This window comes from Ruegeria sp. CL7, assembly GCF_056536445.1.
The window spans coordinates 1-24,285 of the sequence record NZ_JBQFPQ010000016.1 but is presented as its reverse complement, the minus strand read 5'-3'; the positions used below and the strand labels follow the sequence as shown (position 1 = coordinate 24,285).

Sequence of the window (24,285 nt, the reverse complement as noted above, 5' to 3'; positions counted from 1 at the left end):
CAATGCCTTCAGGAGGTCAGCCATGCAGAACCCCGAACGTTTCGAGAAATTCTATTTCGCCAAAGTCGGCATGGGCGAAGCCTGTGGCTGCGCCGAGCGGATAATCGACGTGTTCGAATTCAACCGCAAAGGCGGTGCGCAATCCAGGCAACCTGTGAAACAGGACAGGCGCAGACGTGGATCCTTTGGGGCATGGGCGGTCAAATATGGGCTGATGAGCCGCAGGCGCACATAGCCAAGGCCTGACGACGCACAAGGTTCGCTTTCCGTTTCATGGCGTGGCTCAGGCGGTATGATTGCATATCTAAAACCACCATGTCCGGTTGCTACGAGAACAGGTCAGACCGGCACCAGCTTCCCGTCGCGAAGATCCAGTTCATCGGGCGCCAGTTCCAAGCGGAACGCCGGCGAATGACTGACAAGCAAAATCGCCTGTGGCAACGCGCGCAGGATTTCCAGAAGGCGCGCTTCGTTTTTTGTATCCAACGCATTCGTCGGTTCGTCCAGCAACAGCACTTCGGGTTCCATCGCCAGAACCGTCGCCAGGGTCACCAGCCGTTTTTCACCGCCTGACAATTTGTGGGTAATGCGGTTCTTCAGATGCATCAGGTCCAGATCGCCCAGAACTTTGTCGACGATGGCAAGTGCCTCGTCACGGGTCTTGCCCAGATTGAGCGGGCCAAAAGCGACGTCTTCGGCGACGGTCGGGCAGAACAGCTGATCGTCCGCATCCTGAAATACAAGCCCCACCCGGCGGCGGACCTCATGGAAATCAGCCTCTTCCACGCGTTGCTGACCAAAAACGGTGACGGTGCCCGAACACGGGCGCTGCAACCCAAGCAAAATCCGCAGGAGCGTCGATTTTCCCGCTCCGTTCGGGCCTGTCAGGGACAGGCGCTGCCCCGCGCTCAGGCTCAGGCTTGCCCCGTCCAGAACGGGTGGCTGGCCGGGGTAGGAAAAACAGATGTCTTCAAGCGCGATCAGTGTCATGCGAATTCCAGAATGATCAGACCCAGGCAGAGACCGCTGAAACCAGCCGCAAACACAATGTCCGCGCGGGTCAGGGCAAATTCCTGAAGCAACGGCATACGCCCGGAAAACCCGCGGCACTTCATCGCGGCCAGGATGCGTTCCGATCTTTCGATCGCGCGCACAAGCATCATACCCACAAGGTAGCCAAAGCTGCGATATGTGTGCCAGTTTGTTGCTGGCCGAAAACCACGTACCTTCATGGCGGCCCGCAGCCGCAGGTATTCTTCGCGCAAGACCTCGATATAACGGATCGTGAACATCAGCAGGTAAACCAGCTTTTCCGGGCACCGCAGACGATGCAGGGCGTGGCCCAGTGTGACCGGCTCCATCGTCCCGACCAAAACCATCAGGGACAGGATCACGGCATTGGCGGTCAAGGCAATCTCGACCGCTTTCCAAAAACCCTGCCAGCTTGCAGGGAATCCCCAAAGCGTGAACATCGGATCCCCGGGCATGGAAAAGGGCAACAGGACCAGCATGAACAGGATGAACCCATCCATCATGGCCATTCGCTTCAACGTCTTTCGCCGCGGCAGACGTGAAACTATCAGAAGCGAAAGCGACACTGTCAGCGCCGCGCAAAGCGCGCCGAGGGATGACACCGCCACGGTCACGACTGCAAAAACAACTGCCATGACGATCCGCATCCGGGGATCCAGCAGGCTGATCAGACCTTCTGGCCCGTCACCGGCTTCGGACAGTGTTTTTTCCTTGTGCCCCAGAACGTGTGCCATCAGGACGCCAGCTTGCGGCGGGCCGCCATGTAAAAACCCAGACCAAACAGACCAACGATGTACCCAATCCCGCCAAGGATGGTTTGCAGGTCGTTCTGTTCGCGATAGGCCGCAATCTCGCGCCTGAGCGGGCGCAATTCGTCACGTATGGCCTTGGCGATAACCTGCTGTTCTTCGGCGCTGAGAGACGCCGCCGAACCGCTGGCCTGCGTCACAGCAGCCGAAGATGAGTCACCGTTTTCTGCCACAGCAACGCCCATGATCCGCGCGACATCTTCGGCAGGCATCGTGACTTCGGCCACATGCCCGGCGCCAAGGTCGGCAAAGAAAGTGTGCGCCACGGCCGAGGTCGGCGTGTAGACAAAGAAACCGTCCGCATCCGTGACCGATCGACCCAGCTCGGCCCCATCCGGGCCGGTAACAATGACCTCGGTGCCGCTTGCCATGTCGCCGTTGGAAAAGCCGATTTCGCCCTCGATGACGTCTTCCGACTCGAAAACGCCGGCTATGACCTTGTGCGCCAGGGCAGGCACAGGTGCGCAGCTCACGGCCAATATGACAACCAGATGCTTCATGTGGCTGCTTCCCTTATAAACAGCTCGGGCTTGACCTTGCGTGCCAACAACACGGCGAACCCGGTCAAAATCGCCTCAATGGCCATGACAGGAATATGGGCGAAGAAAACAAGCCTGGCGGCAGGCAGAAATTCATCCCCCGACAGCGCCAGGGAAAACGCGACCATGCCGGTTGTCGCCGCAATGGCAAATGCGCCGCCGACGCCCCCCCAAATCGCACCTTGCAAAGGCGTTCCACGCGCGATCAGACGACCGAACAACATTCCGGCCGCCACAGCTGGAAATGCGATGTTGACGGTGTTGATCCCCAACACCGTCAACCCGCCAAAGCCGAAAAAGACCGCCTGTAGCAAAAGCCCGACGAACAAAGCCGGGAATGCGGCCCAACCAAGCAGCAGCCCGGCCATGCCGTTGAGGATCAGATGGACCGACGACGGACCAATGGGTACGTGGATCAACGAAGCCACGAAGAAACTGGCTGACAGAACGCCCGCAGTGGGGATGCGATCAAGATCCAGAGACCTGAGACCCATGGCGATCCCGCCCGCGGCGGCTATGGCGCCGCCAATTACAACCGGGTTGGAAAGGGCTCCGTCGACGATGTGCATCTTGGGTTACTCCAGATCCCAGGAGCGAATCCAGATGACCGCATCCTGGCTGAGTTCTTTGCCCTCATGTTCGGTTGCCGGACCGGAACCAAGTGCTGCGAAACCCCAGTAACCGGCATTTGGAACGCCGAACGAGAAATACCCGTTGTCGTCAGATATGGCGACCACCGCACCACCCGGCATCGGAGAGACTTTCGGTGCAGAAGCGGCCGAACTTTCCATGTCGGGCTCGGCGGCCATGTACTCGATCTCGATTTCGACCCCCGCAACCGGCTGACCATCAGCCAGCACACGGCCCGTGAAAGTCGAACCCGCGATGATGTTGGTCGGCTTGTTCAGCGGGATAATCTCGGTCGGCAAACCTACGGGATTCATCCAGTCGGTCGGCAATTCGTTGCGGTTCAGGAAGGCTTTGGTGAGCTGTTGGATATAGATGTCTTCGGATTCCTCGTAATAAGGCTGAGGAACCGTCACCAGCACATAGTCGCCCGACCGTTTGACCGGGACACTGCCTTTGAACGCCACGCCCTCGTTTTCCCCGCCGGTGAACCGGATAGCTTCCAACGTGTCCAGCAAATCGGTCTTTTCACCGTTGTGGATCACATAGAATTCCTGCGGCTTTTCAAGATCCATGACGTGGCCGTTCTCGAACGGATGCCAGAAAATCAGCTTGACCGGCACATCGCCCGGTTTCTGGATCATGGTATCGGTAGTGTATTCCAAAAGAAAATGCGCATCTGCGATGGCGGGAAGAGCCACCGCGGCAACGGCTGCGCTGAGCAGCGTTTTCATGAACAGTCGTCCTTGTCCCGTCGCGCCAATCCCGGCGCGAAATTCGTTTTGACTACGGGACATTCAACGCCAAATCACCCTTTCAGGCATCCTGGTACGACGCACATCCCGTCGCCGATTAGGAGTGCCCCTTATGAGGACACATGTCCGGCAGGTATCCTGACTTGCGGGTCAAAGCGTTGGACTGGCCTTCCCGGGGCAAACCCCAGTGGCGTTTCAGCCCTGCTCGCCGCTTACAGTTGCGGGTGCAGTTGCGGAGTTGGGCCTGAGCCCGCACCGCATTCCCTATTGATTCCAGAGCAAGCCCCGGAACCGGACATGCCGAGCGGCTTGCCAGACAACTCAGCCTTCCGTCAACGAAAATGTGTTACGGCCATCGAAAATTATGAGCTCGGCAGTTTGCGAGAGTGAACCGGTTTGTGAAATATCCAAGGCAACAGGGTGATTTCACATCTAAGCTTCTGAAAGATACCTTTCCGACAATGGCAGGCTTGCCGCGCCCAGTGAGCGTGCATCCGGGCCCACGGTCCCTGCCAGCACCACGGGGTGCTCGAGACCGGTCAGGTTCAGCTCGGACAGTTTGTCTTCGACCATTTCAACCAAACGCGCCTTGATGTCCTGCGGCATCCAGCCGTCAATCTTCACGCATTCGAAATCTATCAGGCTACAGGATGAGACAATCGCATAAGCAATCCCGCTTGCCGTCCGTTTCAACCAGTTTTCCAGTTGAATTTTTGGCACATCCCAACGCTGGGTCGTTTCCCAAATGGAATGCGACGTTACCCCTGCTGTGGTGATTGCACGCTCGAGAACATACAGGCTGGCCACGTCGATAAGCGGTCTGACACCACCCGCACCATCCGGTACAGGCAGGGGGCCGATTGCGCCCGAGTTTCCACGCCCGGAAAAGATCGCACCATTGAGAACCACACCGCCGCCAATAAAAAACCCGATATAGAAGTACAGGAAATCCCTTGGTCCATCGGCCGGACCGAATACCAATTCCGCCCCACAAGCCGCAGTGGCGTCATTTTGCAGAAAAACCGGCATATCGAGGCGACGAGCCAGGTCAGCCTTCAGGTCTGATACGCGCCACGGGTCCATTTCTTCCTGAGGAACCTGAAGGGTCTGGGCCCAGTCCCACAGGTAGAACGGCATGGCAATTCCAAGACCCGCAATCCTGCCTTTGGCCTCGGGCGACATGGATGACATCATTTTCCCCAGACTCTGTATAGAAAACTCCAAAGTGGCTTTTGGCGTTGGATAGTCATAGGTTCGCCGCTCGCGTTGCCGCACATTTCCGACAAAGTCAGTCAATACCAGCTCGGTACTGCGGCGCCCGACCTTGAGCCCAAAGAAAAACGCACCATCCGGGTTGAGGCGCATGGGAACGGAAGGTTGCCCGACTTTCCCGCGGACCGGCTCACCGCGCAAAAGCAAACCGTCCTTCTCAAGCAGCCGCATGATGACGGAAACGGTTTGCGCCGACAGTCCGGTCATGCGCGCAATCTCGGACTTAGCAAGAGCCTGATGACGCCGGACAAGCGACAACACCAGCCGTTCGTTCCGGGCCCGCATCCCGCTTTGATTGGTTCCGCGCACCTCTGACCCGTGCAGGCCAATCGAATTTTTCCGAGATGAATTTTCCGGCACGACCACCCCTTTCCTGCTGAAGAATGAGAAAGCCCGCCCGCCCTGTCAATAATAAATAAGAGTGATTTATTTATTGACTCAAATTTCGAATCTTGTGATTGTTTCTTATGAGATCAGGGTTTTTGCCTGATCGCCCTCGTGCCCTTTACGGCACAGGAAAAACTGGGAGGATAATCGATGAAACTTGCAAGACTTGCGGGTGCTGCTGCGCTCGGGGTTACTGCCATGGCTGGCAGTGCAATGGCGGAAGGCGAAACCGTTTGTCTGATCACCAAGACAGACACCAACCCGTTCTTTGTCAAAATGAAGGAAGGTGCGACAGCGAAGGCGGAAGAGCTGGGAATGACGCTCAAAGCCTTTGCAGGCAAAGTTGACGGTGACCATGAAACGCAGGTGCAAGCCATTGAGACCTGCATTCTGGACGGCGCCAAGGGCATTCTGCTGACGGCCTCGGACACATCATCCATCGTTCCGGCCGTGAAGCAGGCGCGGGATGCAGGTGTTCTGGTTATCGCTCTGGATACGCCGCTGGAACCCATTGACTCGGCTGACGCAACGTTTGCCACGGACAATTTCCTTGCCGGGCTGCTGATTGGACAATGGGCCAAAGCAACGCTGGGCGACGCGGCCAACGACGCCAAGATCGCGACACTGGATCTTGCCGTCAGTCAGCCGACAGTGGATGTGCTGCGCAATCAGGGTTTCCTGCAAGGCTTTGGTGTCGATCTGGCGGACCCGAACATAATCGGTGATGAAGATGACCCACGACTGGTCGGAAGTGATGTCACTGCCGGCAACGAAGAAGGTGGTCGCCGCGCGATGGAAAACCTTCTGGCCAAGGATCCCACGATCAACGTTGTTCACACCATCAACGAACCTGCCGCGGCAGGTGCCTACGAGGCGCTGAAAGCCATCGGGCGCGAAAATGACGTGCTCATCGTTTCCGTGGACGGAGGCTGCCCGGGTGTCCAAAACGTTGCCGATGGTGTTATCGGTGCGACGTCGCAGCAATACCCGCTGTTGATGGCATCGCTGGGTGTTGAGGCCGTCAAGAAATGGGCGGACGAAGGCGTGAAGCCTGAAAACACGCCTGGCAAGGATTTCTTTGACACCGGCGTAGCGCTTGTAACGGACAAGCCTGCCGAAGGCGTCGAGTCGATCTCGGTCAAAGAAGGCATGGACCTCTGCTGGGGTTAACCTGACCACCCGGAGGGCCGCAGAGGGCGGCCTTCCGCTTTTCAAACCACCCATTCGCCCGAAAACTTGCTAAAGTCGTCAGTAACCTGACGCTTTGGGGGAACCTTTATGTCCGATACTTCACGACGATCAGACGACTTCGAAGCCGCTGCAAAAGGCAGCCCGGAACAGATTGCTGAATTTGACGATCACCACCGCGGGTTTGTCGGAACGGTTCAACATTTTTTGCATGTGAACCCCTCTCTGGTGCCGCTGATCGTTCTAGTGGCTGCCATCGTCATTTTCGGGGCTTTGCTGGGCTCCAAGTTCTTCTCGCCATTCGCGCTGACCCTGATCCTGCAACAGGTTCAGATCGTCGGGATCGTGGCGGCGGCGCAAAGCCTCGTCATCCTGACCGCCGGTATCGATCTGAGCGTCGGAGCAATCATGGTGATGTCGTCGGTTGTCATGGGACAGTTCACCTTCCGATATGGGCTGCCACCAACGGTCGCAATCGTTTGCGGCCTTTTCGTTGGAACCGCAATCGGCGCGGTGAACGGATATCTGGTCAGCCGCATCAAACTGCCGCCGTTCATCGTGACGCTTGGCATGTGGCAAATCGTTCTTGCGGCGAACTTCCTCTATTCTCAGAACGAAACCATCCGGTCACAGGAGATCGAAGAAAACGCCGCGATTCTGCAACTTTTCGGGGCCAAGTTCAACGTGGGCGGGGCGGTATTCACCGTCGGCGTGATCTTCATGCTGGTGCTGATCCTCGGGCTTTCCTACGCCCTGCGCCATACCGCGTGGGGCAGGCATGTTTACGCGGTCGGAGATGACCCGGAAGCTGCCGAGTTGTCAGGTGTCAATGTGCACCGAACGCTTATGTCCGTTTACATGTTGTCCGGGCTGATCTGTGCCTTTGCGGGCTGGGCTTTGATCGGCCGGATCGGATCGGTGTCTCCGACATCAGGCCAGTTGGCCAATATAGAAAGCATAACGGCGGTTGTGATCGGGGGCATATCCCTTTTCGGTGGCCGCGGGTCTATTCTGGGGTCGCTGTTCGGTGCCCTGATCGTGGGCGTCTTTACGCTTGGGCTTCGGTTGCTGGGCGCTGACGCGCAATGGACGTTTCTGTTGATCGGCATCCTTATCATCGCGGCGGTCGCGGTCGACCAGTGGATCAGAAAGGTGGCAGCCTGATGGAACCTATTCTCAAAGGACGGAACCTTGTGAAGCGCTACGGCAAGGTGACGGCGCTGGATCAGTGCGATTTCGATTTGATGCCGGGCGAGATTCTGGCCGTGATCGGTGACAACGGGGCAGGCAAGTCTACACTGATCAAGGCGGTGTCCGGCGCGGTGATGCCGGATGAAGGCGAAGTCTGGCTGGAAGGTCGGAAAGTAAATTTTCATTCCCCGATCGACGCGCGCGAAGCTGGTATTGAAACCGTCTACCAAACGCTTGCCATGTCCCCTGCCCTGTCAATTACGGACAACATGTTCATGGGTCGCGAAATCCGCCGCAAGGGGCCGCTGGGCTCGTGGTTTCGAATGCTCGACCGCCCGGCGATGGAGAAATTCGCCCGCGACAAACTGAGCGAGTTGGGCCTGATGACGATCCAGAATATCAATCAAGCCGTTGAAACACTGTCCGGGGGTCAGCGTCAGGGTGTTGCGGTGGCTCGCGCTGCGGCATTCGGATCAAAAGTCATCATCCTTGACGAACCGACAGCTGCGCTGGGCGTGAAAGAAAGCCGTCGGGTCCTTGAACTGATCCTGGACGTGAAGTCTCGCGGCATTCCGATCATCCTGATCAGCCACAATATGCCACATGTTTTCGAGGTCGCCGATCGAATTCACGTACATCGGCTGGGCAAACGCCTCTGCGTCGTTGATCCCAAGGATTACACGATGTCCGACGCAGTGGCGTTCATGACCGGTGCCAAGGAACCACCCGCCGAGGACCAAGCCGCGTGACGGGTAAACTTGCCACCCCCGAGGCGCTTGCAACCAAAATCGCGGATGCCGTCCAGGCCTTGCCGCCGCTGCAAGACCGGCATCTTGTCGCGATTGCCGGGCCGCCGGGTTCGGGAAAAACGACTGCAGCGGGCCTTGCAACCAAAGAGCTCAATCTGCGCGGCGTCGCAACCGGACTGGTTTTCATGGACGGCTTCCACTATGACAACGTGATCTTGAAGGATCGCGGCCTGCTGAGCCGCAAAGGGTCTCCTGAAACCTTTGATCTTGCCGGCTTTCATGCGTTGCTTGATCGATTGCGCGCGGAAGAAGAAGTCGCAATACCCGAGTTTGACCGGGAACTGGATCTGGCCATTGCCGCGCGGTCCATGATCACGGCGGATCAGCGCGTTGTTCTGGTTGAGGGCAATTACCTTCTCTTGAACGAGCCGGGTTGGTCGGACCTTCACCAACTGTGGGCATTCAAGGTATTTCTGGACACCGATTTGAAAACACTCGAAACCCGCCTGACCAACAGATGGATCGGCCATGGACTGGACGCCAATGCCGCCAAGGACCGTGCGCAGTCGAACGATCTGCCGAATGCACAGCGCGTGATCCGAAATTCGATACCCGGTGATCTGACACTGGCTTGAGTTTTGCCTGCGGCCAACACAATCCGTCTTGATGAAAGGCCAGAGGTCAGTTCCGGTACACCGGCGGAACAAGACCGGCTTGGAACCAAGTCACGAAGGACACGATCGAAAACACCGGCAGCCCGGTCGCCTGCCGAATATCCGGCGCATAGGGGCACATATTCGTGCACTCCAGAACTATTGCCCCAAGTTCGGGATTGTCCGAGGCTAACGCGATTGCGGCCTCAACATTGTCCTCCCGTGCCTTCTCAACATTCAGACGCGATTCATTGCCAAGAATTGCGCGGGTGAACTCCTGCCCACCCTCGGTAGTGCCGATTGGCGTGTCCAAGGGGACATTGGCAGCCTGAAGATGGTCATTGGTCAAGGTGGAGGCCGAAATGGTCAGAATGCCCGCGCGCTTTCCCTTGCGAAGGATACGATTCACCATTTCGACCTGCATCAAGGACGACGTGACGACAGGAACCGGAACGGCCTCGGCCAGTTCCTTCTGGAACAGGGACAGGAACCCGCAATTGGTTGTTATTCCGTCCGCGCCGTCTTTGACCAACTCTTGCGCGGCGTCGATGAAGACCTCGAGCATACCTTCGGCCCGATGCCGAACTACCCGATCAGGCGAGGCATCCCGGACAATGCGGTACAGCACCGGAAACGGCCATGTCTGCGCATTGCCCATGTCACCGGGAATTCTTGGGAATTGCGCGTCCAGCATGAGGATTCCCACGGATGCGCCGTAAATGGACTTGCCGCCCTGCACGATCATCCCTGTTCCTCCTCGATAATGCGGGTCGAGATGTCTTCGGCCCCTTCCATGTAGATGTTGGTAATTCCGTGACGCACTGCGTCCTGAACCTGATCCATTCGTTTTGTGATATGAGCCGCCAGAACCCGGGCCGCCTCGTCCGCGTCCCGATCCAGCAGGGCCTGCATCACGTGTTTATGTTCGTCCTTGGACTTCTGCACCCGGTCCATGCTCATGGAAATCCAGCGGATATAGCGGATACGCTCGTTGATCCGCGTCAGAGTTTGCAACAACTCCATGTTCCCTGACAGCCTTGCGATCCCCAGATGGAACGCTTCGTCCCGGGCCACTGCTTCTTCGATCGTCAGGCCAGTGATGTCGATGCCCGTTTCGTAAAGTTCATCACGCAGCCTTTGCAGGCCTTCATCCGTCGCCTTGGTACAGGCGGATCGGGCCGCCGCGGATTCGATGATCTGGCGCAGCTCGAAAAGGTCGAACACGCTTTGCGCATCCAAGGGACGGCAAAAGAACCCTTGCCCCGGGCGGAAATCGAACAGCCGTTCGGCAACCAATCGGTTCAACGCTTCTCGCAACGGCGTGCGACTGACGCCCAGATCCCTGGACAGAGCGACCTCGTTCAGGCGGTCACCGGGGCGCAGGCGGAAGGAGACCGCCATCGCTTTGACCTGATCATAGATATCATCGACGCGTGGACCCGCCATAAACAATGCCCTTCTTCCGTTGATTCACAGGTGCCACACTCCATTCTTGAAATCAATATGCAAGCCTGTATACAGTTATGTGTACAATTATAACTCGAAGGAATCGCGAACCATGACAGGGACGAATTACCTGACCGGAGCCGAGGCGATGGTGCGTATGCTCGAGGCGCATGGCGTGACGCATATGTTCGGCCTGTGCGGCGATACCACCTTGCCGTTCTATGACGCGCTCGCCCGAATGGATCACGGCATTCAGCACATTCTGACCCGCGACGAACGGCACGCCGCCTACATGGCGGATGGCTATGCACGCGTGACAGGCAGGCCCGGCGTTTGCGAAGGCCCTTCCGGCGGTGGCGCGACCTACATTCTGCCGGGTGTGGTCGAGGCCAATGAAAGTTCGGTTCCAATCCTGGCGATCACCTCTGATGTGGCGACGACCAGCCGCGGGAAATACCCTCTGACAGAACTGGATCAGCCGGCGTTGTTCCGCCCGCTGACGAAGTGGAACGCGTCTCTGGATGATGCCGCCCGGCTTCCGGCCATGGTTCGTGCGGCGTTCCGGGCGATGACAACGGGAACACCCGGCGCGACCCATCTGGCACTGCCGTTTGATACGCAGAAGGCACAGGTGGACGAAGCGGAAATCTGGGTCGACGACCGGCATCGCAGCTATCCCGCCGAACGGGCTGCCCCAGATCCGGATGCCATCGAAGCGGCCGCAGCCATTCTTGCCCGGGCCACATCCGCCGTCGCGGTCTGTGGCGGCGGCCCGGTTCTGTCCGGCGCGACCGATGCGTTGCGCCGCGTCGCCGGACTGTTGGACATGCCCGTCGCCACAACCGTTTCAGGCCAAGGGTCCATCGCCGAAACCGATCCTCTGGCCCTGGGTGTCGTCGGATCGAACGGCGGCATCCCCGCGACACGCGCCGTGGTGGATCAGGCTGATGTCGTCCTGTTCATCGGGTGCCGCGCCGGTTCGGTCACGACCGAACGGTGGAGAAGCCCCGGGCGCAACGCCACGATCATTCACATCGACAGCGACCCCATGGTGATCGGTGCAAACTATCAGACCGAAGTGGCGATCTGCGCTGACGCCCGCCTCGCGCTGGAGGCATTGGCCCGAGGGCTGGAGGACCGGCAAGACCTGAACGGACAAGACGGAGCAACCAAGGCCCGCGCCGCATGGGCGGCCAAGGCGGCGGCATTTGCCCCCTTGGCTGCAAGTCGGGAAACGCCAATACGGCCCGAGGCTGTCATGGCGTCCCTGATGGACATTCTGGACGACGATGCGATTGTGGTCGCTGATCCCGGCACCCCCTGCCCCTATTTCAGCGCGCATTACCGTTGGCGGCAGCCCGGGCGGCATTTCATCACAAATCGCGCACATGGAGCACTGGGCTATTCTCTGGGGGCGGCCATGGGTGCACATGTCGGGCGGCCCTCGGTCAAGACCCTGGCCGTCATGGGCGATGGTTCGTTTGGGTTCACCTGCGGTGAATTTGAAACGATGGTCCGGCACAAAATGCCGATCACCTCGATCGTTTTCTCGAACTCGGTCTTCGGATGGATCAAGGCGGGTCAGGACGCTGGGTTTGATCAACGCTATTACAACGTCGATTTCAACCGGACCGACCACGCCGCCGTCGCAGCCGCCTTCGGAGTGAAATCATGGACGGTCAAAGACCCTGAGGACTTGCCAAAGGTGCTGAAACAGGCCGTCGAACATGACGGCCCCACATTGGTCGACATCCATTCGCAACAGCTTCACAAGGCCGCTGCACCTGTGTCGGAATGGGTTGCGTAAGAGGCAATCGACGGGGTCAGCTGGGCCAGAAATTCCTGCGCAATCGTGGACAGGGGGCGCCCCTTTGCGGTGATGATTGCAAGATCCAGCATGACGGATGGCCTGAACGGGCGGGTCTGGTACCCGCTCTCACCATCGAACGTCACGGTAAAGGGATCGATCATCGCAACCCCCATGCCCTGTTTCACAAAACTCAGCAGATTCTCGGACAGGTGCGTGTGAATCTGTGTCCGCCACGTGCGCCCGGATGCCTGAAAGATGTCACGGGTTCGACGGTGGGTTTGGTGTTCCGGACCCATCACGATGAAGGGCTCGTTTTCCAGTATTTCCGGTGTCAGAACGTCATAATCCGCCAAAGGGCTGTTTTCTGGAAAAGTCGCAAGCGTTTCGAATTGAAACACCTGATAATTCAGAGTGTCGTGCAGGATCGGCATCTCGACGATGCCGATTTCAAACAGGCCTGAAATCACCCATTCCTGAATCTTGGATGAATACTGCGACTGGAAACTGACGGACAGGTTGGGGCGGCTTTTGGCAAAACGAGCGATCTCGCGCGGCATGAAACCAAATGACAGAAGATGCGGCGCCGCAACCTGCAACTGACCGGGATGTTTGTTCTGCAAATCCGTCACGGCCTGCGCCACGTGATCCAGCCCGCGCACGACGGTGTCGACTTCGCGGAACAGCAACTCGGCTTCCGGGGTGGGCAGCAAACGGCCCTTGTTGCGCTCGAACAGAGGCAGTCGCGCTTCGCGTTCCAACTGAGCCAACAGATTGCTGATACCAGGCTGGGATATCCCAAGTACCGACGCCGCACCGGTTACGGTTCCGGTTTCCATGATGGCGTGAAACGCTTGAAGCTGGCGAAAGCGCAGGGACATCGGTAATCACATCATTTTTTCTGATGAACTGTCGAAGATATAGTATTTGAAATGATATGCCCGTCAAGGCAGGCTTCCGCTCATCCACAGGGGGCGGAATGAGCGATCTGTCACAAAACATCATCGGTTACGACCTTTGGCACCTGAAGCTTCCGGTCACGTCCCGCCGGGATCACGGTATAGGATCCGTCGAAGGCGCCTGCGAAGTCGTCATACTGCGACTGACATCCGACGATGGCACACAGGGATTTGGCGAAGCGTCACCCTGGTCGGTGTTCACCGGAACCCCGGAAGCGACATTCGCGGCACTGGATCGTTATTTACGCCCTCTTGTTCTTGGCGCCAGCGTGGGCGACCGGTCAGCCATCATGGCGCGCGCGGCCTGTGCCGTGGCGCATTGCACCGAGGCCAAGGCCGCGCTGGAAACCGCGCTGCTGGATCTGGCCGGCCGTATCAGTGACATCCCTGTCTGGTCTTTGCTGGGCGGTCGCTGCCGCAGCGCCATTCCGCTCAGCTGTTCCATCGCCAACCCGGACTTTTCCCAGGACATAGACCTGTTGGCGCGGTTGCGAGAGGATGGCGTGCGGATTGTCAAACTCAAGACCGGGTTCAAGGATCACGCCTTTGACATCATGCGATTGGAGTATCTGGCGCAGAACTGTCCTGAATTCTCGGTCCGCGTGGATTTCAATCAGGGGCTGAACATCGATGACGCCCCGGCGCGGGTGCGGGACGTGGCCCAGTTCAATCCTGATTTCATCGAACAGCCGGTTCGCGCCCACCATTTCGACATGATGGCAAAGCTGCGCCAAATGACCGATATTCCCCTTCTCGCTGATGAGAGCGTCTTTGGCCCCGAAGATATGGAACGCGCCGCGCGTGAACGTATTTGCGATGGTGTTTCGGTGAAAATAATGAAGTCTGGCGGCCTGACCCGCGGGCAAACGGTCGCCCGCATTGCGGCCGCGCATGGTCTGACGGCATATGGCGGGGACATGTTCGAGGCCGGCTTGGCCCATCTTGCCGGCACCCATATGATTGCTGCAACGCCCGAGATCACATTGGGCTGCGAATTCTATCAGGCGTCCTATTTCCTGAAAGAAGACATTCTGGAAGAACCCTTCCGGATCCAGAACGGACAGGTCTGCGTGCCCGAAACCCCCGGGCTTGGCGGCAGGCCCGAGATGGCCAAACTAAACCATTACGCAGTGGCCAGGGCGGTTTCAGAATGAGTGACAAGAAAACCATAGCCATCATCGGCGCCGGTATCGTCGGCGTGTCGGCCGCGGTCTGGCTGCAACGGGACGGGCACGACGTGATCCTGTTCGACAAGGCCGGACCGGGTGAAGGCACGTCTCATGGCAATGGCGGTGTGCTGGCGTCCTGTTCCATCATACCTGTGACGGTTCCCGGACTGCTTAGCAAAGCGCCCAAAATGTTGCTGAGTTCGTCGCAGCCGCTGTTTTTGAAATGGGGGTATCTGCCAAAGTTGCTCCCATGGCTCCGGCAATATCTAAGCCACGCGAACGTAGCAGACGTTGAACGGATCGCGGCGGCGCTGACGCCGATCGTCGGCGACAGCCTGAATGACCACAAGGCATTGGCGGCAGGCACGCGTGCTGAAAAGTGGATCGTGCCCAGCGACTATCTGTTTCTCTACGAGAACCGGGCCCATTTTGAACAAGATGCGTTGGGCTGGGGAATAAGGCGGAAGAACGGCTTTGATTGGGAAGAACTGGAGGGCAAGGCGTTTCACGACTATGACCCCGTGTTCAGCCCGGATATCGGTTTCGCTGCCAAGCTGTCAAACCACGGTCATATCACCGATCCGGGGCGGTACGTGAAAGACCTGGCCGCCCATGTCGAGGCCGGCGGAGGCCGGATCATCCGCGCCAATGTCGAGGACGTCACCCGCGACAACGGCCGCGTTACCGGTGTGCGCGCGGATGGTGAGACCATCGTTTGCGACACCGCCATTGTAACGGCTGGCGTCTGGTCGGGGCCGCTGGCAAAGCGACTGGGGGTTTCTGTTCCTCTTGAAAGCGAGCGCGGTTATCATCTTGAATTGGTGTCACCTTCTGCCATGCCCCGCAGCCCGGTCATGGTGGCTTCGGGCAAGTTTGTTGCCACGCCCATGGATGGGCGCATACGCTTGGCGGGTATCGTGGAGTTCGGTGGGCTGGACGCACCGCCCTCGCGCGCGCCGTTTGAATTGATGCGAAAGAACGCCCGGGCCGCGTTTCCGGGCATAACATGGAAGGAGGAAGTGGAATGGATGGGGCACAGGCCGGCCCCGGCTGACTCGATCCCGATCATAGGCGACGTGCCCGGAATCAAAGGGGCCTATTTGGGCTTTGGGCATCATCATATCGGCCTGACAGGTGGGCCAAAGACCGGGCGGCTTCTGGCGCAGATGATCGCGGGCAGAACCCCGAACACCGACGTAAGCGTCTATGCGCCGTCGCGCTTTGCAACATAAGAACAGACCGATGAAAAACACCGGTATTTCAAAACTCGATAGGGAGAAAACGATGAAAACACTGACAAACCTTCTGGCGGCAACCGCTTTGACTGCTGCCGCGGCAGCACCGGCCATGGCCGAAAAATGGGACATGCCGATGGCCTATTCGGCGTCGAACTTCCATTCGGCCACCGGTGCGGAATTCGCCAAATGTGTAACGACCGGAACCGGCGGTGAGATCGAAATCGTTACGCATCCATCCGGCTCGCTGTTCAAAGGTGCCGATATCAAACGCGCAATCCAGACCGGGCAAGCCCCGATCGGAGAACGCCTTCTGTCCGGCCACCAGAATGAGAACGCGTTGTTCGGTTTCGACTCGATCCCGTTCCTTGCGACCTCGTTCGACGACAGCGCCAAGCTTTGGGAGGCCGCCAAGCCCTCTATCGAAAAACTGCTGGCCGAGCAGAACCTGACGCTGCTTTATGCTGTACCGTGGCCGCCGCAGGGACTGTATTTCAAGAATGAGGTGAACTCGGTCGCCGATATGAAGGGCATCAAGTTCCGTTCGTACAACAACGCGACTTCGCGACTGGCCGAGTTGACGGGCATGTTGCCGGTAACGATCGAAGCGGCAGAAATCAGTCAGGCTTTTGCGACGGGTGTCGCCGAGTCGATGGTGTCTTCGGGATCGACCGGGTACGACCGCAAGGTCTGGGAAAGCCTGAACTATTTCTACGAAGTCGATGCCTGGTTGCCGCGCAACTACGTGATGGTGAATTCGGATGTCTGGTCGGGCGTGTCCGACGCCAACAAGAACGTCATCAAGGCCTGCGCAGAGCTGGCGGAATACGCGGGCAACTGGCGCGCCAAGGAATACACCGGCTTTACTCTGCAAGGTCTGCGTGATGGTGGCATGACCGTCGGTCCGGCATCCGAGCAGATGACGAATGAGCTGAAAGAGATTGGTGTGACCATGACCAATGAATGGCTGGAGGCCGCCGGCGACGAAGGCAAAGCCATCGTCGACGCGTTCAACGCCTCTCAGTAACCATTCGAGGCAGGCGGCGTTGCATTGCGTCGCCTGTTTTCCATCCAATCATAACAAAGCGGGGACGCCATGGCGGTATTGCGGGGGCTTCGGTCCGTTCTGGATTTCATCTATCTGGCAGCGGGGGTAATGGCGGCGGTCAGCCTGATTGCCATTCTTTTGCTGATCGTCGTGCAGATGCTGGCCCGCTGGACCGGTGAGGTATTTCCCGGAGCGCCCGACTATGCCGGCTATGCAATGGCGGCGGCATCTTTTCTGGCCTTTGCCAATGCGTTGAATCGGGGCAGCCACATTCGGGTTTCGATCCTTCTGAACGCGGTGCCGGACAGCGTGCGGCGTGTCCTTGAAATCTGGTGTTTCACCATCGGCACAGCCGTCATGTGGTATTTCTGCTGGTATGCCTATCGCTTCGTCTATTGGAGCTGGAAGTTCAACGACATCAGCCAGGGTCAGGACAGAACCGCGCTGTGGATTCCGCAATCCGCGATGCTGATCGGAGCCGTCATCCTGGCCATCGCGCTGACGGATCACCTGATCCACGTCCTGTTCAAAGGTGACCATCGCATTGTCCGCGATCTGGCCGACCAGAGCCACGGAGAATAGACGCATGGAAAACCTGTCTGTCATCATCCTTTTCCTTTTTGTTCTGTTCACGTTGCTCGGTACCGGTGTCTGGGTTGGCCTGGCCCTGATGGGGGTCGCCTGGGTCGGGATGGAGCTGTTCACGACACGCCCCGTGGGCGACGTGATGATCACAACCATCTGGTCGGCGTCGTCGTCGTGGACCCTGACCGCCTTGCCCATGTTCATCTGGATGGGCGAAATCCTGTACCGCACGCGATTATCCGAAGACATGTTCAAAGGGCTGTCCCCTTGGATGGCACCCCTGCCCGGCGGTTTGGTGCATACCAATATCGTGGGTTGTACCGTCTTCGCGGCAGTCTCAGGTTCGTCGGCGGCAACGCTGACCACCGTCGGCAAGATGTCGATCCCCGAACTGCGCAAGCGCAATTACCCCGAACGGATGATCATCGGTACTCTGACCGGCGCGGCCACTCTGGGGCTGATGATCCCGCCGTCCCTAACCCTGATCGTCTATGGGGTGACGATCAATGAATCGATCACCAAGCTGTTCTTTGCCGGCATCCTTCCCGGTTTGGTGCTGGCAGCGATGTTCATGGGTTATGTTGCGATCTATTCCAAGTTGGGCAAAGATTGGACCCCGGATGTCGAGGGCAAGCTGAGCTTCTCCGAGAAAGTCAGAAATTCCCGCTTTTTGTTGCCTGTGATCCTTCTGATCACGGTCGTCATCGGCTCAATGTATCTGGGCTATGCCACTGCGACCGAAGCTGCGGCTTTCGGGGTGATCGGCGGCCTGTTGCTTGCGGCAGGCCAGGGGTCGTTGAACTGGAAGACATTCACTGAAAGCCTGATGGGGGCCACGCGAACCAGCGCGATGATTGCCCTGATCCTTGCTGGCGCTGCTTTCCTGTCACTGTCCATGGGCTTCACCGGCCTGCCGCGCGGGCTGGCCGATCTGATTGCAGGTTGGGAACTGACCCGTTTCGAACTGCTGATGGTCCTGCTGGTGTTCTACATCATTCTGGGCTGTTTTCTTGACGGGATTTCTTCCGTCGTGTTGACCATGGCCGTGGTGGAACCAATGATCCGCGATGCTGGCATTGACCTGATCTGGTTCGGCATCTTCATCGTGGTCGTTGTTGAAATGGCGCAGATCACACCTCCGATCGGGTTCAACCTGTTCGTGATGCAGGGCATGACCAACCATGAGATGAGCTATATCGCACGCGCAGCGATACCGATGTTCCTGATCATGGTGCTGATGGTCTTCATCCTCATCTGGTTCCCCGACCTCGCCACCTGGCTGCCCGAGAATTTGCGTCAGAGCCCGGGCGGGTAAAACGGCCTTGAACCTGCTCCATCTGGCGGCCCGTCACGGGCCCCGTGTTCTGGTCGCCGGATTGGCGGCGGGTCTTTTATTGCCGGGTTTGGCCGAGCCCATGCGAGGCCTGCTGCCGCCCCTGGTCGTGTTGTTGCTGTTCGTCACCGTCCTGAGAATGGACCCCGAAACCATTCTTGGATCGTTGAGCGATCTGCACAAGGTCGCGTTCACCGTCATCGGGTTTCAATTCGTGATGCCGCTGATCATTCTGGCTATTGGATTTGTCGGGGGATGGACCGGAACGCCGGTGCTTCTGTCCCTGCTCATCATGGCGGCTGCGCCCTCGATTTCCGGCAGTCCCAACATGTGTTTGATGATGGGCTACCCACCTGAACACGCGATGCGAATGATGGTGGTTGGGACCGCCCTGCTGCCATTGACAGCGTTTCCGGTGTTCCTGCTCATGCCAGAACTGGGCGGCATTCACTCTGTTCTGCTGGCCGGGTTGCAACTGCTGTTGACGATACTCTGCACAACCGGCGCCGCCATTGTTGTCCGGCGCGTCTGGTTGCGTTCACCATCACGCTCCACATTGGTGAATCTGGAAGGGTTGGGCACAATCACCTTGGCCGTTTTTGTCATCGGCCTGATGCCTTCCGTCAGCACCACTGCGCTGAAAAGCCCGGCCGTCGCCGCTTTCTGGATCGCGCTCGCCTGTCTGGCCAATTTCGGAGCACAATTCCTTTCGTTCCGCATGACCCGTGGACGTCTGCCGGCAGCCAGAGCAACCGCTGTCTCTCTGATCGCGGGAAACAGAAACATCGCGATTTTCTTCGTTGCTTTGCCGCCCGAGGTCACCGCACCCATCATGGTCTTCATCGGGGCGTATCAAATCCCGATGTACCTGACGCCAATGGTCATGCGTCATCTCTACATGAGGCAAGCCTTGCCCGAGTAGCTTTGGAAAGCCGCCTTAGGATATTTTTTTCCTTTTCTCCGATCCTTGTCCGCGTTGGGCCGATACCTCGTGCTTGGTTCAATGCAAAAAAACACCCTCAGGAAAATCGGGTGAATGCTTGTCACAGTTGACAGCTAATTGCATCCTTCCTATTTACTGTCAACATCGACAGTAAAGGATACATCATGCCGATAAGCAAACTGGTCGTCGCATCTGTGATGACATTAGCTTCAACCCTCGGGGCATCCGCACAAACTCTCACTGCAACGGTGCAGGGCGTGCGCAATGCAGAGGGTGATTTGATCATTGCCGTGTTCGATGACGCAAAATCTTTTAAGGCCATGGACATGACGAACGCGGCGGCCTTGGCTTCCGTTCCTGCTGTCAAAGGCTTGGCTTCGGTCACCTTTCACAATCTCCCGCCTGGCACCTATGCGATTGCCGGGATTCACGACGAGAACAGCAACAGCAACCTGGATACCGAAAAAGATGTCCCAACCGAAGGGTACGGCTTTGGCGGTATGGGGCAGAACGGTCTGCCGCCGGAATTCGCGAATGCCGCTGTCACCGTCGGCACCGGCGTAACCGCAAACCTGAAGCTGAAATACTGGAAATAACATGATCGGGCGCCCCACAAATCGTGAAGAACGTCATGAGCAGATCATGCAGGCTCTGATCAGATGTGTTGCGAAATCTGGCCTGGATGGTGCATCGCTTTCGCTGCGCTCATGGTCGCGACGGTGCTTGGCTGTCAGACGTTGTGGGGGATTCTTTTCATGTTCTGGACAATCCCGAGTTTCCATTCCGGGCACTCTTTGCTTTTAACCAACGTATCCCGGGATGAGGATCCCATCCTGTTTTGGCTGGTCCAACTTGCCTGGATCGCACTTGGCCTGTCGATGATCGCCATCGACTTTCACCCTCGGACGTTTTGAAAACTCTTTCACAAGAGGCTCAAATGAAACCCATGCTACACCTTTTGCCGGTCGAAGCTTACACGAGCCAGGATTGGTTCGACCAAAAAATGCGCGAAATCTTCTCCAATACCTGACTCTATGCCGGGTTTTGGAGGATGTCAGCGAACCCGGCCAGTTCATGGCCGTGCAGGCCGGAACCAACAACATATTCGCGATCATGGGGCGCGACCTTCGCCTGCGCGCCTTCCATAACATCTGCCGCCACCGCGGAACCTAATTGATCAGCGCGGTTGGCAAAACGCAAAAAGCGTTGACCTGTCCTTATCACGATTGGACCTACGATCTTGAAGGCAATCTGATTTCGGTGCCGGATGAACACGAGAAATATGGCAAGGTCGACAAGTCCTGCCTTGGCCTGAAACCCGCCAAGGTCGATATCTGGAAATCGATGATTTTCGTCCATCCTGACCCCGACGCGCTTTCCATCGCAGAATGGTTCGGCCCGGTCGAACCCCTTGGCCCGGAACGGACGCGAGTTCACAACCGTGGGCGGGTGTCCAGCAGCTCGGAAAGGGAATTCACCAAACAGTCGATGAAGTCGTCGTCTTTCTGGTCCAAGTTTGGAATAGGCGGAAAATACGAAGCCAATGACGCGATGGGCGAAGATGACCCGATGGTTGCCGATGACTTTACCGGCGAAGAAATCTACGCGTGCGAGCAACAGCAGAAATCCCTGCATTCTCGGTATTTTGAAGCAGGTCCGGCGGCAAACGGTGAAAGCCCCATCATCGCGCACCAGAAAGTTGTTCTGCAATGGTTGGGGGAAGGAAAATGAACCCGCGTGATTTTTTCCCATTGCGCGTTTGCGGGACCAGAGTCGAGTTGGGTGGCGTGGCAAAGACCGTCATGTTCGAGGTCCCTGACCACCTGATGGACATATTCGCCTGGAGGCCGGGCCAACACGTGTCCGTTCGTTTCAATATTGATGGCGAAGAGCACCGTCGAAGCTATTCGATCTCCAGTTCGCCTTACTCCGGGGATCCGCTTCGCATCACCGTCAAACGGATCAAGGGTGGCCGTGTCAGCAACTTCATCAACGACACTGTTCAGGAAGGGCAAACCATTGACGTCATGCCGCCATTTGGCAGTTTCTGCCTGGACCTCGACGAAACGGCGCGGCGCACCCATTACTTTTTTGGCGCGGGCTCTGGCGTTACTCCGCTCTTTGCAATGCTGAACTCGGTTTTGACAGCCGAGCCCCATTCAGTCGCGCATTTGGTGTATGGCAACACAAACGCCAAGAGCATCCTGTTGCAGCACGAACTGAGCGTGCTTCAGAAAGCGCGTCCCGAACGTTTTACAATCAACCATGTCTTTTCGAAACCCGGCTGGTGGTCCAGCGCCGAGTACTGGCGGCAAGGTACAATCGACAAGGCCGCCATCGAAGCGTTGATCGCCGAGTATCCACCTTACGCCCAGGACGCGCGGTACTATGTCTGTGGTCCGGGCGATATGAACCAGGCCGTCAAATCGGCCTTGATGTCCATTGATGTTTCCCCGAACCGTCTCCACATGGAAAGCTATGGTGCTGCGCCGGATCTGGACACGGGTATTGACGGGGTGGACGCAACCGCTGAACTGACGCTGGAAGGCACCCGACACCTCATTTCGGTTTCCAAGGGACAGACCATTCTTCACGCAATGCAGTCAGCGGGGCTCAAGCCACCCTATTCCTGCCAATCCGGAGTTTGCGGCGCGTGCCGGGCCAAACTGACCAACGGCACAGTTCATTTGCGGGCGCGCATGGCGCTGGAAGACAAAGACATCAAAGCCGGAGAAATCCTGACCTGCCAGTCAATACCCACGGCGGAAAAACTGACGATCAGCTTTGACCAGACCCGTCGCTGAAAAGCCAATGACGCGCCTGAGGCATGACGGTTCACGCCGCCTCAGGTTCATTCACGGATCAGATCATGCGTCCGGCGCGCAATCTCTGATCACGAAGTGCTTGGTCGTTTCTTCCACGACTTCCCAATAGCCGCGAAAGCCATTGGGGATCAAAAAGCTGGCCCCGGTGCGAAAATCCTGACGGGTCCCGTCTTCGTGGATCAGGGCGCAATGGCCTTTGACGATATAGCAATATTCGTCCTTGTCCGTGAACGCGTGCCATTTGCCCGGCGTAGACGTCCAGGTTCCGGCAGACAATTGCCCATCCGGGCTGGTGAAGTGCATTCCAATCTTGTGATGCGGGTCACCCTCGACAACGCGATCGGGAAGATCGGCCAAACACCTTTCGCTGCGCGTTTCCGGCTCATCGAATAGATTGAGTACCTGTGTCGTCATGAGGTCATACCCTCCTGCTGGTCATGTAGTGCGAGATGACGTGACCGGCCAATGGTCGGTCACGTGCTGGACGTGGAATTTCGCCATCCTCTAGTGAAACAGGTAGACGCCCACCAGAACCAGAGCAGCGATGAAGATCGTCTCGGCCACAATCAGGACGATGGCCTGCCCGCCAACATCCAGAATCCGCTTGAGCGACGTTTTCATGCCCACTGCGGCAATCGACACCAGCAGCGCCCAACGGCTGAGATCGGCCATGGCCGACGAGACCACATCCGGGATCAGACCTATTGAATTCAGGACGGCAAAGATCAGAAAGCCAACGACAAACATCGGCAAAATGGGCGGGCGCTTGCCGTCTTCCTCGCTGAACTCCGCGTGGCGCCGGACAAGAAACGAGATAACCAGCACCACCGGGGCCAGCATGGCAACACGGATCAGTTTGACCAAAGTCGCGACCTCACCGGTTTGGTCCGAAACCGAGAACCCGGCCCCGACAACCTGCGCGACATCATGTATCGTTCCGCCCAGGAAGACCCCTGAAACCTCGTCGTTGAACTCGAAAGCCTCGGTGAGGATCGGGTAGGCGATCATCGCGATTGTCGACAGAACAGTTACCGACAGTACCGTGAAAACCAAGTTCCGCTCCGAATGCTCGTTTTTGGGCAGAATGGCCGACAAGGCCATCGCGGCCGATGCGCCGCAGATCGCCACCGATCCCCCCGTCAGCACCCCAAAGCGCCAACCACGGCCCAGAAGACGCGCGCCAAGAAGGCCGAACAGGATCGTGAGGATCACACCGGCAATCACAACGGCAATCAGATCAGCGCCAAGGCTCATCATCAATTCAACGGAAATACGCGCCCCAAGCAGCGCAACTCCAAAACGAAGAACCGTTCGTGCGGTAAATTCGATTCCGGCCTTGCAGTCGCCGGCATCGTCTTCGGCCAGGAAATGGAACGCGATGCCCAGCAACAAGGCCATCAGCATCGCCGGGGCACCATAATGTTCGGACAAGAACTTCGCTGCGACGGCGACAACCACGGAAACAAGGAAACCGTGCCCGTTCAAACGAACGAAAGACCGTGCCCGAAGCCACGGCGAGTTGGATGCACTCAACGCCTGCATCTTACTTCCTTTGCAATATTTGAGCTGCCTTTTGGGCAAAGCCTGCCCCCACCCGAACCGTATTCGGCCCGGGTGGGGGCAGGATCAGATTACAGTTCGGCCTGAGCTTTCATGTCGTCGGCGGAGATTCCGGCGACGGCGACGGGTTTTTTCATCGCGTCGCGGCGGAAAGGCTCGCCGAGCTCCTGGTT

Annotated in this window: 27 protein-coding genes, 1 pseudogene and 1 riboswitch; of the genes and pseudogenes, 16 read left to right on the top strand and 12 right to left on the bottom strand. The window is 57.8% G+C overall.

Features of this window, described 5'->3' with window-relative positions:
• The first annotated feature begins 22 nt into the window (after window positions 1–22).
• Window positions 23–235, top strand: a complete 213-nt coding sequence (locus tag ACR0LI_RS20565; RefSeq protein ID WP_209835549.1) for a hypothetical protein — start codon at window positions 23–25, stop codon at window positions 233–235.
• Between the two features lie 104 nt (window positions 236–339).
• Here ACR0LI_RS20565 and ACR0LI_RS20560 read toward each other — a convergent pair.
• The 6 genes and pseudogenes from ACR0LI_RS20560 to ACR0LI_RS20535 form a co-directional block, all read right to left on the bottom strand.
• Window positions 340–921: pseudogene (locus tag ACR0LI_RS20560) on the bottom strand (energy-coupling factor ABC transporter ATP-binding protein); the annotation flags it as partial.
• 65 nt (window positions 922–986) lie between these two features.
• Window positions 987–1,766 carry a cobalt ECF transporter T component CbiQ gene (cbiQ, locus tag ACR0LI_RS20555; protein WP_171725153.1) on the bottom strand — a complete coding sequence of 260 codons (780 nt, stop codon included), beginning with the start codon at window positions 1,764–1,766 and terminating at the stop codon, window positions 987–989.
• Entirely contained in the window at window positions 1,766–2,341 is a 576-nt protein-coding gene (locus ACR0LI_RS20550) for a cobalt ABC transporter permease (RefSeq protein WP_480621737.1), read from the bottom strand. The genes cbiQ and ACR0LI_RS20550 overlap by 1 nt, the downstream gene beginning before the upstream one ends.
• Window positions 2,338–2,949, bottom strand: a complete 612-nt coding sequence (cbiM, locus tag ACR0LI_RS20545) for a cobalt transporter CbiM (protein ID WP_480719168.1) — start codon at window positions 2,947–2,949, stop codon at window positions 2,338–2,340. The genes ACR0LI_RS20550 and cbiM overlap by 4 nt, the downstream gene beginning before the upstream one ends.
• A 6-nt stretch (window positions 2,950–2,955) precedes the next feature.
• Entirely contained in the window at window positions 2,956–3,741 is a 786-nt protein-coding gene (locus ACR0LI_RS20540; protein WP_480621738.1) for a DUF4198 domain-containing protein, read from the bottom strand.
• 132 nt (window positions 3,742–3,873) lie between these two features.
• Window positions 3,874–4,073, bottom strand: a riboswitch (cobalamin riboswitch).
• Between the two features lie 121 nt (window positions 4,074–4,194).
• Window positions 4,195–5,319, bottom strand: coding sequence for an ROK family transcriptional regulator (locus ACR0LI_RS20535; RefSeq protein ID WP_171638562.1), 1,125 nt, complete (start codon window positions 5,317–5,319; stop codon window positions 4,195–4,197).
• A gap of 252 nt (window positions 5,320–5,571) precedes the next feature.
• Between ACR0LI_RS20535 and ACR0LI_RS20530 the strand changes: the two genes are divergently transcribed.
• The 4 genes from ACR0LI_RS20530 to ACR0LI_RS20515 all read left to right on the top strand — a co-directional run bounded on the left by ACR0LI_RS20530 (window position 5,572) and on the right by ACR0LI_RS20515 (window position 9,184).
• Window positions 5,572–6,591, top strand: a complete 1,020-nt coding sequence (locus tag ACR0LI_RS20530) for a substrate-binding domain-containing protein (RefSeq protein WP_480719167.1) — start codon at window positions 5,572–5,574, stop codon at window positions 6,589–6,591.
• A 108-nt stretch (window positions 6,592–6,699) separates the two neighbouring features.
• A complete protein-coding gene (locus ACR0LI_RS20525) occupies window positions 6,700–7,773 on the top strand; it encodes an ABC transporter permease (RefSeq protein ID WP_171233900.1) in 1,074 nt (357 codons plus the stop codon).
• Complete coding sequence (locus ACR0LI_RS20520; protein WP_171638512.1) at window positions 7,773–8,549, top strand: ATP-binding cassette domain-containing protein; 777 nt, start codon at window positions 7,773–7,775, stop codon at window positions 8,547–8,549. The genes ACR0LI_RS20525 and ACR0LI_RS20520 overlap by 1 nt, the downstream gene beginning before the upstream one ends.
• Window positions 8,546–9,184, top strand: coding sequence for a nucleoside/nucleotide kinase family protein (locus ACR0LI_RS20515; protein WP_348539557.1), 639 nt, complete (start codon window positions 8,546–8,548; stop codon window positions 9,182–9,184). Before ACR0LI_RS20520 ends, ACR0LI_RS20515 begins: the two co-directional genes overlap by 4 nt.
• Before the next feature lie 46 nt (window positions 9,185–9,230).
• Here ACR0LI_RS20515 and ACR0LI_RS20510 read toward each other — a convergent pair whose 3' ends face one another.
• Together ACR0LI_RS20510 and ACR0LI_RS20505 are read right to left on the bottom strand one after the other, a co-directional pair.
• Window positions 9,231–9,947 (bottom strand): aspartate/glutamate racemase family protein, encoded by a 717-nt coding sequence (locus ACR0LI_RS20510; RefSeq protein ID WP_480719166.1) that lies wholly within the window; start codon window positions 9,945–9,947, stop codon window positions 9,231–9,233.
• Entirely contained in the window at window positions 9,944–10,648 is a 705-nt protein-coding gene (locus ACR0LI_RS20505; RefSeq protein WP_210093895.1) for a GntR family transcriptional regulator, read from the bottom strand. Before ACR0LI_RS20505 ends, ACR0LI_RS20510 begins: the two co-directional genes overlap by 4 nt.
• 112 nt (window positions 10,649–10,760) lie before the next feature.
• Between ACR0LI_RS20505 and ACR0LI_RS20500 the strand changes: the two genes are divergently transcribed.
• Window positions 10,761–12,455, top strand: a complete 1,695-nt coding sequence (locus ACR0LI_RS20500; protein ID WP_171638517.1) for a thiamine pyrophosphate-binding protein — start codon at window positions 10,761–10,763, stop codon at window positions 12,453–12,455.
• Here the strand turns inward: ACR0LI_RS20500 and ACR0LI_RS20495 are convergent.
• A complete protein-coding gene (locus tag ACR0LI_RS20495) occupies window positions 12,416–13,336 on the bottom strand; it encodes a LysR family transcriptional regulator (RefSeq protein WP_171638519.1) in 921 nt (306 codons plus the stop codon). The two genes, ACR0LI_RS20500 and ACR0LI_RS20495, sit on opposite strands and share 40 nt — an antisense overlap.
• Before the next feature lie 98 nt (window positions 13,337–13,434).
• Here ACR0LI_RS20495 and ACR0LI_RS20490 point away from each other — a divergent pair, with 98 nt between their 5' ends.
• The 8 genes from ACR0LI_RS20490 (at window position 13,435) to ACR0LI_RS20455 (ending at window position 20,641) form a co-directional block, all read left to right on the top strand.
• Window positions 13,435–14,568, top strand: coding sequence for an enolase C-terminal domain-like protein (locus ACR0LI_RS20490; protein WP_480719165.1), 1,134 nt, complete (start codon window positions 13,435–13,437; stop codon window positions 14,566–14,568).
• Complete coding sequence (locus ACR0LI_RS20485) at window positions 14,565–15,815, top strand: NAD(P)/FAD-dependent oxidoreductase (RefSeq protein ID WP_480719164.1); 1,251 nt, start codon at window positions 14,565–14,567, stop codon at window positions 15,813–15,815. The genes ACR0LI_RS20490 and ACR0LI_RS20485 overlap by 4 nt, the downstream gene beginning before the upstream one ends.
• A 52-nt stretch (window positions 15,816–15,867) precedes the next feature.
• Complete coding sequence (locus tag ACR0LI_RS20480) at window positions 15,868–16,845, top strand: TRAP transporter substrate-binding protein (protein WP_171638541.1); 978 nt, start codon at window positions 15,868–15,870, stop codon at window positions 16,843–16,845.
• A 69-nt stretch (window positions 16,846–16,914) separates the two neighbouring features.
• Window positions 16,915–17,448, top strand: a complete 534-nt coding sequence (locus tag ACR0LI_RS20475) for a TRAP transporter small permease (RefSeq protein ID WP_171638543.1) — start codon at window positions 16,915–16,917, stop codon at window positions 17,446–17,448.
• Window positions 17,449–17,452: 4 nt separating this feature from the next.
• Complete coding sequence (locus tag ACR0LI_RS20470; RefSeq protein WP_152460436.1) at window positions 17,453–18,766, top strand: TRAP transporter large permease; 1,314 nt, start codon at window positions 17,453–17,455, stop codon at window positions 18,764–18,766.
• Window positions 18,767–18,773: 7 nt separating this feature from the next.
• On the top strand, window positions 18,774–19,706 hold the full coding sequence (locus ACR0LI_RS20465) for a hypothetical protein (protein WP_480719163.1): 933 nt from the start codon (window positions 18,774–18,776) through the stop codon (window positions 19,704–19,706).
• Between the two features lie 185 nt (window positions 19,707–19,891).
• A complete protein-coding gene (locus tag ACR0LI_RS20460) occupies window positions 19,892–20,323 on the top strand; it encodes a DUF2141 domain-containing protein (RefSeq protein WP_171638546.1) in 432 nt (143 codons plus the stop codon).
• 159 nt (window positions 20,324–20,482) lie between these two features.
• Window positions 20,483–20,641, top strand: a complete 159-nt coding sequence (locus ACR0LI_RS20455; protein ID WP_480609086.1) for a hypothetical protein — start codon at window positions 20,483–20,485, stop codon at window positions 20,639–20,641.
• 118 nt (window positions 20,642–20,759) lie between these two features.
• On the opposite strand, the gene ACR0LI_RS20450 is transcribed toward ACR0LI_RS20455, so the two are convergent.
• Window positions 20,760–20,888, bottom strand: coding sequence for a hypothetical protein (locus ACR0LI_RS20450; RefSeq protein WP_480719162.1), 129 nt, complete (start codon window positions 20,886–20,888; stop codon window positions 20,760–20,762).
• Between the two features lie 12 nt (window positions 20,889–20,900).
• Here ACR0LI_RS20450 and ACR0LI_RS20445 point away from each other — a divergent pair, with 12 nt between their 5' ends.
• A complete protein-coding gene (locus ACR0LI_RS20445; RefSeq protein WP_480719161.1) occupies window positions 20,901–21,458 on the top strand; it encodes a Rieske 2Fe-2S domain-containing protein in 558 nt (185 codons plus the stop codon).
• On the top strand, window positions 21,455–22,531 hold the full coding sequence (locus tag ACR0LI_RS20440; RefSeq protein WP_480719160.1) for a 2Fe-2S iron-sulfur cluster-binding protein: 1,077 nt from the start codon (window positions 21,455–21,457) through the stop codon (window positions 22,529–22,531). The genes ACR0LI_RS20445 and ACR0LI_RS20440 overlap by 4 nt, the downstream gene beginning before the upstream one ends.
• A gap of 63 nt (window positions 22,532–22,594) precedes the next feature.
• Here ACR0LI_RS20440 and ACR0LI_RS20435 read toward each other — a convergent pair whose 3' ends face one another.
• Window positions 22,595–22,966 (bottom strand): cupin domain-containing protein, encoded by a 372-nt coding sequence (locus ACR0LI_RS20435; protein WP_480719159.1) that lies wholly within the window; start codon window positions 22,964–22,966, stop codon window positions 22,595–22,597.
• Window positions 22,967–23,056: 90 nt separating this feature from the next.
• Window positions 23,057–24,094: a YeiH family protein gene (locus ACR0LI_RS20430; protein ID WP_210093889.1), complete on the bottom strand. Its 1,038-nt coding sequence runs from the start codon at window positions 24,092–24,094 to the stop codon at window positions 23,057–23,059.
• Window positions 24,095–24,285 lie beyond the last annotated feature (191 nt).

Bases quoted from the DNA above. Each gene is read 5' to 3' on its own strand.
- ACR0LI_RS20565 (WP_209835549.1), top strand. From the start codon at position 23: ATGCAGAACCCCGAACGTTTCGAGAAATTCTATTTCGCCAAAGTCGGC.
- cbiQ (WP_171725153.1), bottom strand. From the start codon at position 1,766: ATGGCACACGTTCTGGGGCACAAGGAAAAAACACTGTCCGAAGCCGGT.
- ACR0LI_RS20550 (WP_480621737.1), bottom strand. From the start codon at position 2,341: ATGAAGCATCTGGTTGTCATATTGGCCGTGAGCTGCGCACCTGTGCCT.
- cbiM (WP_480719168.1), bottom strand. From the start codon at position 2,949: ATGCACATCGTCGACGGAGCCCTTTCCAACCCGGTTGTAATTGGCGGC.
- ACR0LI_RS20540 (WP_480621738.1), bottom strand. From the start codon at position 3,741: ATGAAAACGCTGCTCAGCGCAGCCGTTGCCGCGGTGGCTCTTCCCGCC.
- ACR0LI_RS20535 (WP_171638562.1), bottom strand. From the start codon at position 5,319: ATGCGGGCCCGGAACGAACGGCTGGTGTTGTCGCTTGTCCGGCGTCAT.
- ACR0LI_RS20530 (WP_480719167.1), top strand. From the start codon at position 5,572: ATGAAACTTGCAAGACTTGCGGGTGCTGCTGCGCTCGGGGTTACTGCC.
- ACR0LI_RS20525 (WP_171233900.1), top strand. From the start codon at position 6,700: ATGTCCGATACTTCACGACGATCAGACGACTTCGAAGCCGCTGCAAAA.
- ACR0LI_RS20520 (WP_171638512.1), top strand. From the start codon at position 7,773: ATGGAACCTATTCTCAAAGGACGGAACCTTGTGAAGCGCTACGGCAAG.
- ACR0LI_RS20510 (WP_480719166.1), bottom strand. From the start codon at position 9,947: ATGATCGTGCAGGGCGGCAAGTCCATTTACGGCGCATCCGTGGGAATC.
- ACR0LI_RS20505 (WP_210093895.1), bottom strand. From the start codon at position 10,648: ATGGCGGGTCCACGCGTCGATGATATCTATGATCAGGTCAAAGCGATG.
- ACR0LI_RS20500 (WP_171638517.1), top strand. From the start codon at position 10,761: ATGACAGGGACGAATTACCTGACCGGAGCCGAGGCGATGGTGCGTATG.
- ACR0LI_RS20495 (WP_171638519.1), bottom strand. From the start codon at position 13,336: ATGTCCCTGCGCTTTCGCCAGCTTCAAGCGTTTCACGCCATCATGGAA.
- ACR0LI_RS20490 (WP_480719165.1), top strand. From the start codon at position 13,435: ATGAGCGATCTGTCACAAAACATCATCGGTTACGACCTTTGGCACCTG.
- ACR0LI_RS20485 (WP_480719164.1), top strand. From the start codon at position 14,565: ATGAGTGACAAGAAAACCATAGCCATCATCGGCGCCGGTATCGTCGGC.
- ACR0LI_RS20480 (WP_171638541.1), top strand. From the start codon at position 15,868: ATGAAAACACTGACAAACCTTCTGGCGGCAACCGCTTTGACTGCTGCC.
- ACR0LI_RS20475 (WP_171638543.1), top strand. From the start codon at position 16,915: ATGGCGGTATTGCGGGGGCTTCGGTCCGTTCTGGATTTCATCTATCTG.
- ACR0LI_RS20470 (WP_152460436.1), top strand. From the start codon at position 17,453: ATGGAAAACCTGTCTGTCATCATCCTTTTCCTTTTTGTTCTGTTCACG.
- ACR0LI_RS20460 (WP_171638546.1), top strand. From the start codon at position 19,892: ATGCCGATAAGCAAACTGGTCGTCGCATCTGTGATGACATTAGCTTCA.
- ACR0LI_RS20455 (WP_480609086.1), top strand. From the start codon at position 20,483: ATGTTCTGGACAATCCCGAGTTTCCATTCCGGGCACTCTTTGCTTTTA.
- ACR0LI_RS20440 (WP_480719160.1), top strand. From the start codon at position 21,455: ATGAACCCGCGTGATTTTTTCCCATTGCGCGTTTGCGGGACCAGAGTC.
- ACR0LI_RS20435 (WP_480719159.1), bottom strand. From the start codon at position 22,966: ATGACGACACAGGTACTCAATCTATTCGATGAGCCGGAAACGCGCAGC.
- ACR0LI_RS20430 (WP_210093889.1), bottom strand. From the start codon at position 24,094: ATGCAGGCGTTGAGTGCATCCAACTCGCCGTGGCTTCGGGCACGGTCT.